The organism is Rhodococcoides trifolii (assembly GCF_014635345.1).
In the GTDB taxonomy this organism is placed as follows: Bacteria; Actinomycetota; Actinomycetes; order Mycobacteriales; family Mycobacteriaceae; genus Rhodococcoides; species Rhodococcoides trifolii.
Window position 1 is genome coordinate 45,516 of sequence record NZ_BMCU01000009.1, and the last position, 11,177, is coordinate 56,692.

The window sequence follows — 11,177 nt, forward strand, 5'->3', positions numbered from 1 at the left end:
CCGCTAGACCCCGAGACTCCACTGTCGTAGCGCGTGCAGCAGCCGCGTGCGCAGACAGTTTTGTCCGCGAACCCACAAGGATTTCGCCATGACTGCTGTCTCCGCTGCGCCCGCACAGCGTGTCGCACTTCCCTTCGAGACCCACCAAGATTCGATCGACATCACGTTGCCGTCTCCGCCGGGAGATCTCGAACGTGACACCTACCTCCAGAGCGCGCACCGATGGGTTCCTTTTGCATCGGCATTCGGTGGATTCCTCACCACACTGAGTTTGCTGTTCCTCGTCCGCAGCCAGGCGTGGGCCATACCCCTGCTGATCCCGCTGGCGGTGTCCACGATCGGTATGGTTCTCTCCCTTCTGACGTCCACTCAGAAACGGCGCGACACCCTGGTGAGCCATCGCCATAGGGTGGCATCGTACTCACCACAGGATGTTCCGTCGGTGGATGTGTTCCTTCCCAGTGCGGGAGAGGATCTTTCGGTCATCGAAAACACGTTCTTCCACGTCAGTCGGCTGGACTGGGACGGTGAGATCCGGGTCTACGTGCTCGACGATTCCGCACGCCCCGAGGTCGCGGACATCGCGGCGCAGTTCGGTTTCGAGTACCGCACCCGCCCGAATCGCGGCTACCTCAAGAAAGCCGGCAACCTTCGCTTCGGCTACGAGGAGTCCGACGGTGATTTCATCGCCATCTTCGACGCCGACTTCGTGCCGCGGCCGGACTACCTGCGCGAGCTCATGCCGTACACCGACGAAGACGACGTGGCGATCGTGCAGAGCCCGCAGGCCTTCGACGTCGACTCTCGAATGAACTGGGTGCAGCACGCAGCCGGTGCGACGCAGATCCTGTTCTACCGGTGGATTCAACCGGCCCGCGACGTCAACGACGCCGCCATCTGCGTGGGCACGTGCGCCATCTACCGCCGTTCGGCCCTCGAGGAGAGCGGCGGCTTCGCGCAGATCGGGCACAGCGAAGACGTGCACACCGGCGTCAACCTGATGAAGGTCGGCTACCGGGTGCGCTACGTCCCCACGGTCGTCTCCAAGGGCCTGTGCCCGGACACGTTGGAGCAGTTCGCCAATCAGCAGTACCGCTGGTGCACCGGGTCGATGAGCCTGCTGTTCTCCAAGACCTTCCACACCGCGCCGTTCACCCGCCGTCAGCGCCTGTGCTTCTGGTCCGGGTTCATGTACTACATCGACACGGCGCTCTCGATCTACCTGATCTCGATCCCGCCGATCCTGATGGCGCTGCTCGCACCGGACGCGGTGTCGCTGAACAACTATCTGTTCGTCTTCCTGGCGCTGATCGTGCGCTTGTCGATCGTTCCCGTCATCACCATGGGAACCGAATCGATGCCCGGTCTGACGCGGATCCAGTCGACGTACTCGTTCGCGCATTCGCTCGCCCTGTTCGACGTACTCCGCGGACGTACCGATGCATGGCAGGCCACCGGCGTCAAAGGCCGTTCGCCGACCGCACGCCGGGTCAACACCGTGATGTTCTACTGGCTCGTCGTCGTGCAGACGCTGATGTTGGGGAGCGCGCTGTTCCGCGCACCCGAGCACGGGTGGCTCGACTTCGCACCCATGATGGCGTTCGCGCTTCTCAACCTGATCGTGGCGTACCCGATGATTGCGTGGCGCACCACCTTTCCCGCGCTGTTCGATCCCATGACCCCGCGCCGCGTGCTGAAGGGACTGCTCTCATGACCGTTCTCGAGCTACGCCCGTCGGCAGAACCCGTCGTCCCCGCAGTAGAAGAGCGTCGTCCCCGACGGTGGTCCACCGTCGCCTGGCTGGCCGCGATCTGCGCCGGCCTGGCGGTGACCTCGCTGCGGCCGGGGTCCAACACGAACGCGTTCCAGGACGAGGGTCTGTACCTCTTCATGGGACACCGCATGATCGACCATGTCGTCGACGGTGTGCACGTCTCGGAATATCCCGGTGGCTACTTTTCCGGCGCTCCCGGCCTGTACCCGGTGCTCGGCGCCCTGGCCGACTCGATCGGCGGACTCGAAGCCGCACGCATCCTGTCGCTGGTGTTCATGATGGTGGCCGTCATCGGTACCTACGGGGCCGGATCGCAGCTGTTCGGCCGCACCGCAGGCCTTCTCGGCGCCGGCGCACTGTCCGTCTGCGGGTCGGTCATCTTCGTCTCGCACCTCGCCACCTTCGACGCGATGGCCATGGCGCTGATCGCGTTGGGCTTCTGGGTCACCGTCTACAGCGCGCAGCATTCGAAGTTCCTCTTCGCCCCGATCGTCGGCGTGATCATGGCGGTGGCGTTCTTCACCAAGTACGGCACCGCGGTGTACGTGCCGGGTCTCGCGCTCGTCGGAATCGTGTTGTCGTGGAACATGTTGCGATGGGGCAGTGTGCGACGCGGCATCATGCTCTGCATCACGGCGGCGGCCACCGCGTTCTTCGTCATCACCTTCTGGGCCGGCGACCTCATGGGCGGCATCGAAGTGACGACGACCGATCGCACGCCCATCTCGCCGGCGTCCGCCTCGGATCTGGTGTCGAACTCGGTTGCGTGGGTGGGCCCCTGGCTGCTGCTGGCCGTGCTCGGCGGTCTGACCATGCTCAGGCGGTGGCCGCTCGTCGCAGTTCTGTTGCTGCTCAGCATCATTGTGCCGCTGCAGCAGATCAGAATCGGGGAGTCGACGTCGCTGGCGAAGCACGTCGGGTTCGGCATCATCTTCGCCGCTCCGCTGATCGGCGCACTCGGTGCGTGGCTGTTCTCCAAGTCGGCCTGGATCGCCGTGCCGTTCGTCGCGGTGGTGGGGTCGGCACTTTTGGTATCGGGGCTCTCGCATTCGCAGCGGTTCCTCACCACCTGGGTGGACGACCGCGCGATCGTCGAGCAGTTGAGAACCGAGATCGATCGCTCACCCGGCAAAGCCGTTCTGGGCGAGGAACCGTCGGCGCAGCGGTACGCGCTGCGCGGTGAAATCGACCCGATTCTGTGGTCCGACACCTTCGGCTTCCTCTACGGAGGCGAATCGGGCATTCCGGCGTACCAGACGGCGATCGACCAATCGCATTTCGGCACAATCTATCTGACGACGAACACGTCGAACGGCAAGTTGATCAACCAGTATCTGACCGACAACGAGACGCCGTATCGGCTCTCGGCCAAGGTGCCGTTCACTCGTTACGACGAGTTCGCGGGCTACTACCTGGTATGGACCCCGAAGGTGTTGGAAACACGATGAGTGAACTTCTGGTCTGCATCCCGACCTACAACGAAGCGCTGAACATCGGCTCGATGGTGGAGCGGGTACGCAGCGCCGTTCCGGACGCGTCGATCATGATCATCGACGACGAGAGCCCGGACGGCACCGGTGAGATCGCCGACCGGCTGGCACAGGCCGATCCGCGGGTCACCGTGATGCATCGGCCTGCGAAGTCCGGCTTGGCGACGGCATACCTCGAGGCGTTCCGCATCGGTCTCGATACCGGCTACGAGCGGATGGTCGAGATGGACGCCGACGGCTCGCACGCGCCCGAGGATCTGCCGTCGATGGTGGCGGCGAGCGTCGACAACGTGGGATTGGTGATCGGGTCGCGTTACGTCCCCGGTGGCCGCACGGAGGGATGGCCGCTGCGCCGCAAGGTGCTGTCGTGGTGCGGCAACACGTACGTGCGGATGGCGCTGGGACTGAAGGTGCGCGACGCGACCGCCGGGTACCGGGTGTTCACCGCCGAGGCGCTGCGCTCGATCGACCTCGACACGGTGGCCTCACGCGGGTACTCGTTCCAGATCGAGATGGCCTGGCGCATCCACCGTGCCGGCTGGGAGATCGCCGAGGTGCCCATCACGTTCCGTGAGCGCGTGGCCGGAGCGAGCAAGATGAGTTCGTCCGTGGTGCGCGAGGCACTGTGGCGCACGACGAAGTGGGGCGTGGACTACCGGACCGGGCGGGTGAGCGCGCCGGCGGCGGCCGAGGTCAGAGCCGACCGTCCAGCACGGTGATGGCAAGCAGCACCACGAGGGCAATCAGACCAATGGTAAGAATCGCCCATTGCAGGCCGGTCGGACTGTTGGGATGCCGAACCTTGTAGTTGGAGCGCTGCCGAGCCATTCAGTACCCTCCCAGGTGAAAGACGTTGTGCAACAACCAGTCTGATCTTATCCTGGGTGTCCGTGAAAACAAGTTACGCGCAAGTATGAATGGTCACAAACCAGGGCGCAAGTTTGGTTTGTGCCGTTCATCTGGAGGACGTCTGGATCCACCACGTGTTCGAACGTATGATCGAACGGTGGATCCAGCGCCCTTCCGTCTGCTGCGCCCACCGGTCAAGGTGTGGATCGACCTCTCGGCACTGTTCCCCGACCCGCCGCATCACGTCGACGTGTTCACGGCCGGTGGCTTCGAGGTGGGAACGGTCGTCCTTGGTGACCTGCTGGAATGGAGCATGACGACGGACGGCGTCTGGCTCGGGTGCGTGCGCTACGACCTGGCGTCGAAAGAGCGCAGCGAATCGGTGACGCACTGGGTGCAGAGTGCGGTGCTCAAGCCGTACCGCTCGCCGTAGCCGGTCCGGCTCAGGGGAGTTGGTCGGATACTTCGTCGCAGTACGCCGCCACCCCGATGTAGACGACACCCTCACCTTGGTCGGCCGTCAAACCGGCGCCCTGTGCGGCGGCAGAGATCGTGTTCACCACGTCCTGCCCGGCGCGACCGTCCCGCAATTCCTGGCACGCGGCGGTCGCCTGCTCGATGTAGACCGGAGAGTTGTCGGTGTCCACGGGGTAGCCGGACGCAGTCAGCAGGTCGAGATACGTCTGGTCCGCACCGCTCGCTGCGGCGGGCTCGGCGGACGGTGCAGGAGCAGGAGCAGGTGCAGGAGCAGGCGCCGGTGTGGGTTCCGGTGCCGGAGCCTCGGTGGGCGTCACGGCAGGTGCTGCAACTGGGGCCGCGGCGGGCGCCTCGACCGGGCGCGTCGTGGTGGCCCGAGCCGACGAACTCGACGGCTCCGCAGGAGCGGAATAGCGGTAGGACGCCTGAGTGGCCGCAATGTCCTGGCGGCGTTCCACGAACAGATAGGTTCCGACGCCCACGAGCACGAGGACCACCACCGACCCCACAACTCGCAGGACCATTGTTTTGGAGTGCCGTCTTCTACCGATTCGGTTGGCGCGGGGGTACGACATGTGGGTTCTCGTTTCGGTGCGGGCTGCGCCCCTGTGCGCGAAAATGTACCCCCGATGGTACGAAGAACACTCACAAGGTGTGAATGGTTTCTATATAGCCGAACGCCAATGCGCCGTTACGTGGCGCTCGGATGGACCGCGGCGCGGTAACCGCGCTCGAGCACCCGAACAGTGGACTTCGGCGTCAGCACATCGACCGTTCCCGCGGGACGGGCGCAACGTGCCGTGTACCCGGCCGGCGACCATTCCAGCAATTCCTCGCCCAGAACGAGATGGGCGAGACCGTCGACGACGACGAACGTGCCCGACGGGAGATTTGCCGCCGCGGCACGGAAGGTGAGTGGTGGCAGGGAGTCGCGGATTCGACGTTCGGTGGCCAGCTTTGCGTCCATAACCGGGGCACGGGGGGCTTGCGTCTCAGAAATTCGGTCGAAGAGGCGTTGGAACGTGCGGAACGCGGGACGGCGACACTCGGCACAGGGACGATGGCCTGCGGCGAGCGCCGTGGCTTCGTCGAGAAAGAAGAGTTCGGTCCAGCGGTTCGGCGCCATGATCGGCCGCCGCCGCTCTTTGAACTCGAGCGAACAGGTGATCCACGCTTGGTTTCGGCTGTAGCGCACAATGTTTCGGTCCGAATCATGCAGCACACCGCGGTTGCCCATGATCGTTCCGCGACAATCGGATTCGACGATATCGCCGAACGGTGTCACCCGATTACGCAGCGGCACAAGCTCACTCCTCGACGCGATACGCGAAGGCGTTGGCTCCGTCTGCGAGGTCCCAGTACGGATCCCGGCGCAGACCGCTCTCGAGGTTGCGGACGACGCGTCCGAGGACCGACCGAACGGCGTCGTCGGCCAGATCGGCGCGAAGTGCGAGACCCACCCAGGTGCGGTCATGAATCAGCAAGGCGTGCAGATCACCCGACAGTCCGGGATGGTGCGCCTGGAAGGGACGCATGGCGCCCGGCTCCATGTAGAACTCGGTGTCCGCGCCGGCGATGGGATGCACGTCGTAGGAGGCCAGAACGTCGCGCAACTCGTCGGTGTCCTTGCCCGCCGCGAGCGACCGGTCGATACCGGGCTCGGCGAAGACGCCGGTGCGCTTCATCTCCATGATGAGCAGACCCTCTTCGGCCGGGTCGAGAAGACCGAGATCGGCTCGTGTGGAACGCTTCAGCATTTCCAGCAGGTCGAGGGAGAACTGGCGCTCGCGGCGGGCCCGTTCGACGGCGATGATGGGAATTTCGGCCCGCCCGGCACGAGGAACCATCACCGACGGGTCGACGGAGAACAGCGCGGCGATCACGGGTCGAGTTCGGTGGCGTGCCACCAATTGCGTTTTCAGCGCGGTATTGACGAGGTTCACCTGCGCCGCGGAAATGCGCGTCCACGCACCGCCGATCTCCGGCGCGGAACTGCCCAGGTTCGGTTCGACGTATTCGGTATAGGTCTGATGGAACTGATGAAGGGTCACCAGCAATTCCTGGTACCGCTCGGTGACGTGGTCGCGCGCCCACGTCGGGTCCGGGGCGGTGCGGTCGCCATTGCGCGTGAATTGGCCGACGCGGGAGGTCGGTGGGCGATCGTTGCGGTTACGCACTGCGGACAGCAACGTGAACGCGGCCCACACCGCGGCTACGGCTGCGATTGCCGCAACGACCAATGTCCACTTCTCCACAGTCACAGGTACAGGGTGCCTGATGTCGGCAACAAAGGCGATGTCCTACGTCGAATTTCTTGTGCTGACGCCGGTCTTTGCGGCGGTATTTCCGTGACGAACACCAAAGACTTGTGTGCCTCCCCGAACCGGCCGCAATCGGACCGCACGATCTGCCCATGAAACAGAACTTCGATCGCCGAGCCTTCATCAGATATTCCGCCATAGCGGGAGTTGTCGCAGGCGGAGCAGCACTGGAACCGACAATCGCCCACGCCGCACCCAATTACACCAACCCGCTCGGCGTCACGGCCGTGACGGTCAATACCAGTCCACCCACTCAGGCCACGATCGACAGGGACTTCGCCGCCATTGCGGCCTCGGGGATCAGGTACGTGCGCATACCCATCCAGTGGACCAGCGTCGAGCCCTACCGGGGGTCACGCAATTGGGCCATTCCCAAGAACCTGGTCAACGCCGCCAATGCCAGAGGGCTCACCGTCCTCGGCTGTCTCACCTACGTGCCGTACTGGGCGCAGAATCCCGGCGTCACGAAAGGGCAGGGTGCTCCGGCCGCCGCGCGACTCGGCGACTGGGCGTCGTTCTGCACCGAGGCGACGAGGACCTTGCCCAGCGTCAAGTTCTGGGAGATATGGAACGAGCCCAACATCATCGCTTCCTGGGCCCCGACTCCCTCCGTGTCTGCATACACTGCACTTCTGAAGGCTTCCCACAGCGCACTGAAGAGTGTCAGTGCCTCGAACTTCGTGATCACCGCGGGGACCAGCCCCACCCTGACGGGGGGCGGGCAGTACAGTCCCGGCGACTTCATGAAGGGCATCTACTCTGCCGGAGGTAAGGGTTTCTTCGACGCAACCGCTTTTCACCCCTACAACGCTCAGGGCTATCTCTCGCAGGGCACGCAACCCTACGACTCCAAGATTCACATACAGAACATTCGCAGCTCCATGGTGGCCAACGGCGATACCGCAAAGCGGTTGTGGTCCACAGAATTCGGCCTGCCGTCGTTCAAGAGCGGCTCGTACAGTTTCACCGAAACGGATCAAGCAAACTGGACGAGGGATGCGATCGTCTACTTGCGCAGCCTGCCGTATTCCGGGCCCATGTTCTTGTTCGATTTCCGCGACACGGCAACCGGAAACGGCGTCAGGGACGAAAACTTCGGGTTGTTGCGTTCGGACTATTCGCAAAAGCCCGTGTACGCGGTTGCTCGGTCACTGAACACTTGATATTGCGGTCATTCTGCCGACGTAGTCCTGGGACGGGGGAGCGAACGTGCCGTCGCGAATCCGGCGCGCAGGCGACCGGCCAGACGGTCCGCCTCGAGGTCGTTCCAGTTCCAGCGCACCACAACCCAACCGTGTTCGCGCAGACGATCCTCGCGCGCCTTCTCGTCGATCACCACGTCCGAGGGCGTTCTCGTTCCGTTGTCCGCGGCCATGTACTTCACCAACCCGTCGAATTCGCCGATGACTCCCTCTTCTTCGTACGCGAAGTCGGTCCTCGCCAAGAAGAGGCCGAACTCGTCGAACAGTGTCAGTTGAAGGCTTGGCGCGGGGAAACCGTTGCGCTGTAGATAAACTCGACTCCGCGATTCGCCGACCGTTTCGCTGCGGGCGTCGATGAAAGCTATGGCGCGTGACGCGCGTACGGATCCGCGACCGCGCAACGAGTCGTAGATACTGTCGCGATCCGTTGCACCGAGTCGCAGTGCGGAATCGCCCACGCAGACCGCGAACTCGAACGATTCTGCTCTCGCGAGGTCGGCGACGGTCCTCGCCGCGGTGGTGACGGCTATACCGTCGACGATTGTGACGTCTGCATCCGTGAGAACGGACGGGTGCAGGTGGCGACGCGCGGTGCGCCGTCCGCCGGATCGATTGTTCGTGCTGAAGTGAACTCGCTCCAAATTTGGCTTCCACATATCGAAACCGTGAACGACCGCAGCGGACTGATGGCTGACCACCGCAGCCGACGTAGTCTTGTCCGCCGCAGCTCGAACGGCGAGCAAATGCCGTGCTGTCGTGTCCAACCCGTCGTACACGCTCGGCGGAACATACAGGCCGGGCTGCACCGTCACGATGCTGCGATTTCGCCTCGCTCGCCTGATCTCGGCGTCGCCGACACCGCGTGCGAGCAGTTCCGGTCGGCGAAGTAGCGGATCGTCGTGAGTCATGCCGATGATCGTGCAGGGGTTCGAGGTTTCCCCGCTGACCGTTATCCACAGGGGTGTGGATAGGGGCGGTTTTGCCTACCCAGCCTCGTGACCGCGCGCGGTTTTGTCTGTTCGCGCGCGCAATGGTGTGCGCGGTTGGGCGAACTGGCGCGCGGTTGGTCGCCGGGCTCACCGCTGGCGGGCCTCTGCCTCGTGACCGCGCGCGGTTTTGTCTGTTCGCGCGCGCAATGGTGTCCGCGGTTGGGCGAACGGGCGCGCGGTTGGTCGCCGGGCTCTTGCTGGCTACCCGAACCTCGTGACCGCGCTCGGTTTTGTCTGTTCGCGCGCGCAATGGTGTGCGCGGTTGGGCGGACGGGCGCGCGGTTGGTCGCCGGGCTCTCGTTGGCTACCCCAGCCTCGTGACCGCGCGCGGTTTGGCCTGTTCGCGCGCGCAATGGTGTGCGCGGTCAGGCGAACGGGCGCGCGGCAACGCCCGCACCGTGCCCGCACCTACGACGTGAACTCCTCCACGCGGTTCCTACCGTTGCTCTTCGCCCGGTACATCGCGATGTCTGCCGTGTGCATTCCCACCGTCACCAAGTCGTAGCTCGTGAGGGTGCGGCGGTCGATGTCGGTCAACACCGCGATGCCGATGCTGGCGGTGACGGGCACGTCGTCCCCTTCGTCGCACAGCATCATGCGCACCGTGTCGGCCATGGCGTGAAACTTGCCGGGGTCGACGGGCAGAACGACGACGAACTCTTCGCCGCCGCGACGCGCCACCACCGCCGGCTCGTCGAAGAACGCACCGAGTCGCCGGGCGGTCCGGATCAGAACGCGGTCCCCGGTGCGGTGACCGTGCTCGTCGTTGACCTTCTTGAAATGGTCCAGGTCCACGAGCATGAAGCCGATAGGGGATGCGGATTTGTCGATGAGGTGAGCAGCTTCGTACTGCAGTCCGCGAATGTTCTGCACCCCGGTCAGTGGATCGGTGTGCGCTTTGACGATCTGATTGCGCAGCGATTTGTCGAGAGCCTGCGACGATCCGTTCGTCAGGGCAACCGTGCCGTTGACCGCGAGGAAGATGACAATGGCTCGTGGAATGGCACTGACCACGTCGTGCTCGCCCTGCTGCACACTCAGCACGGCGAACAGCACGATGATCGACGTGGTGAAGGCGACGTGGCCCACCAGGATGCGGCGGTCCGCGAAGTGCGCCACGTACGTACTGACCAGAGCGAACAGGACCGCTCCGGTCAGAGCGGCGCTGCGGCTGGAGAACGTGCACAGGACGATGGTGACGCCGGCGTCCGCGTAGACGGTGAACCACCCGACGACGCGTTCCTGTCCCGCGGGTCGGTCCCACCAGGAAAAGCCCTTGTTGGACAACGAGACTGCGAACGCGACCGGAATGGTCGACAGGATGACGAGAACGGCGATGACCGTCGGAGCGCCGGATGCGGGACCGTCCTCGGACAACAGCGAGAACAACCCGGCCAGCCCGAACATGGGGACGAGGACGGCAATACTCAGACGTACTCGCGTCTGCATGGGAGTGGTGACCGACGAGACGTACGGGTCGACCGGGGCACGCCTTTTGTCGGCGTCTCCGGAACGGTACTTACGCGTGGCCACAGTGACCGCACGCTACCAATTGAGACAGGGGCGTGACGTCAGAACTGATTGCAGGTTGCGAACGCGTTTGCCGCCAGGCCGGCGCCGGGACCGTTGATGAACGAGGCGATGGAGTCGGCGATCCACGGCTGCGTGGTGAAGAGGAGTTGACGCTGGAACGGCGGAGACGCCAGGAACGACGCGAATTGCCCGGCGATGGGCGAATTCGCCAGGGCGACCCCCTCTTCCGGGGACACCTCGTACGTGGCGGCCACGACCTGATTGAAGGAGCACGTCGAGTTGACGAGTGTGTCGAGAGGCAGCGCAGACGCGCTACCGGAACCGGCGACGACAGCCGCAGCAGCACAGGCTCCGACGATGGACATGCGTGCGGTGAGTCGAATTCCCATGCGGTGATCCTAATTCACGAAGCCGTGTCCCGCCGACGGCCGAAATTCGCGGCGGGCGAAGAAGGAGGCGAGCGGGCTACCCTCGGCGCATGCGAGGAATCGTTTTGGCCGGTGGTTCGGGGACGCGGTTGCATCCGATCACGTTGGGGACGT

At 64.3% G+C, this 11,177-nt stretch carries 12 protein-coding genes; 5 read left to right on the plus strand and 7 right to left on the minus strand.

Annotated elements, in window-relative coordinates; all coding sequences use genetic code 11:
• Nucleotides 1–88 precede the first annotated feature (88 nt).
• The 3 genes from IEW02_RS24505 to IEW02_RS24515 are packed head-to-tail and all read left to right on the plus strand — an operon-like array spanning nucleotide 89 to nucleotide 3,983.
• A complete protein-coding gene (locus IEW02_RS24505; RefSeq protein ID WP_188547992.1) occupies nucleotides 89–1,714 on the plus strand; it encodes a glycosyltransferase family 2 protein in 1,626 nt (541 codons plus the stop codon).
• Nucleotides 1,711–3,222, plus strand: a complete 1,512-nt coding sequence (locus tag IEW02_RS24510) for an ArnT family glycosyltransferase (RefSeq protein WP_188547994.1) — start codon at nucleotides 1,711–1,713, stop codon at nucleotides 3,220–3,222. Before IEW02_RS24505 ends, IEW02_RS24510 begins: the two co-directional genes overlap by 4 nt.
• Entirely contained in the window at nucleotides 3,219–3,983 is a 765-nt protein-coding gene (locus tag IEW02_RS24515) for a polyprenol monophosphomannose synthase (RefSeq protein WP_188547996.1), read from the plus strand. Before IEW02_RS24510 ends, IEW02_RS24515 begins: the two co-directional genes overlap by 4 nt.
• On the opposite strand, the gene IEW02_RS25390 is transcribed toward IEW02_RS24515, so the two are convergent.
• Nucleotides 3,958–4,092, minus strand: coding sequence for a hypothetical protein (locus IEW02_RS25390; protein ID WP_268236785.1), 135 nt, complete (start codon nucleotides 4,090–4,092; stop codon nucleotides 3,958–3,960). The two genes, IEW02_RS24515 and IEW02_RS25390, sit on opposite strands and share 26 nt — an antisense overlap.
• Before the next feature lie 178 nt (nucleotides 4,093–4,270).
• On the opposite strand from IEW02_RS25390, the gene IEW02_RS24520 reads away from it, so the two are divergent.
• Nucleotides 4,271–4,546 carry a hypothetical protein gene (locus IEW02_RS24520; protein ID WP_188547998.1) on the plus strand — a complete coding sequence of 92 codons (276 nt, stop codon included), beginning with the start codon at nucleotides 4,271–4,273 and terminating at the stop codon, nucleotides 4,544–4,546.
• 10 nt (nucleotides 4,547–4,556) lie between these two features.
• On the opposite strand, the gene IEW02_RS24525 is transcribed toward IEW02_RS24520, so the two are convergent.
• The 3 genes from IEW02_RS24525 to IEW02_RS24535 form a co-directional block, all read right to left on the minus strand.
• Complete coding sequence (locus IEW02_RS24525) at nucleotides 4,557–5,114, minus strand: DUF732 domain-containing protein (RefSeq protein ID WP_188548000.1); 558 nt, start codon at nucleotides 5,112–5,114, stop codon at nucleotides 4,557–4,559.
• A gap of 167 nt (nucleotides 5,115–5,281) precedes the next feature.
• On the minus strand, nucleotides 5,282–5,893 hold the full coding sequence (locus tag IEW02_RS24530) for a hypothetical protein (RefSeq protein ID WP_188548002.1): 612 nt from the start codon (nucleotides 5,891–5,893) through the stop codon (nucleotides 5,282–5,284).
• Nucleotides 5,894–5,897: 4 nt separating this feature from the next.
• Nucleotides 5,898–6,851, minus strand: coding sequence for a hypothetical protein (locus tag IEW02_RS24535; RefSeq protein WP_188548004.1), 954 nt, complete (start codon nucleotides 6,849–6,851; stop codon nucleotides 5,898–5,900).
• A gap of 152 nt (nucleotides 6,852–7,003) precedes the next feature.
• On the opposite strand from IEW02_RS24535, the gene IEW02_RS24540 reads away from it, so the two are divergent.
• Nucleotides 7,004–8,074, plus strand: a complete 1,071-nt coding sequence (locus IEW02_RS24540) for a cellulase family glycosylhydrolase (RefSeq protein WP_188548006.1) — start codon at nucleotides 7,004–7,006, stop codon at nucleotides 8,072–8,074.
• 8 nt (nucleotides 8,075–8,082) lie between these two features.
• Here IEW02_RS24540 and IEW02_RS24545 read toward each other — a convergent pair whose 3' ends face one another.
• The 3 genes from IEW02_RS24545 to IEW02_RS24555 form a co-directional block, all read right to left on the minus strand.
• Nucleotides 8,083–9,021, minus strand: a complete 939-nt coding sequence (locus IEW02_RS24545) for a hypothetical protein (protein WP_188548007.1) — start codon at nucleotides 9,019–9,021, stop codon at nucleotides 8,083–8,085.
• Between the two features lie 489 nt (nucleotides 9,022–9,510).
• Nucleotides 9,511–10,635 carry a GGDEF domain-containing protein gene (locus tag IEW02_RS24550; protein WP_188548009.1) on the minus strand — a complete coding sequence of 375 codons (1,125 nt, stop codon included), beginning with the start codon at nucleotides 10,633–10,635 and terminating at the stop codon, nucleotides 9,511–9,513.
• Nucleotides 10,636–10,673: 38 nt separating this feature from the next.
• Nucleotides 10,674–11,024 carry a hemophore-related protein gene (locus tag IEW02_RS24555; protein WP_188548011.1) on the minus strand — a complete coding sequence of 117 codons (351 nt, stop codon included), beginning with the start codon at nucleotides 11,022–11,024 and terminating at the stop codon, nucleotides 10,674–10,676.
• Between the last annotated feature and the right edge of the window lie 153 nt (nucleotides 11,025–11,177).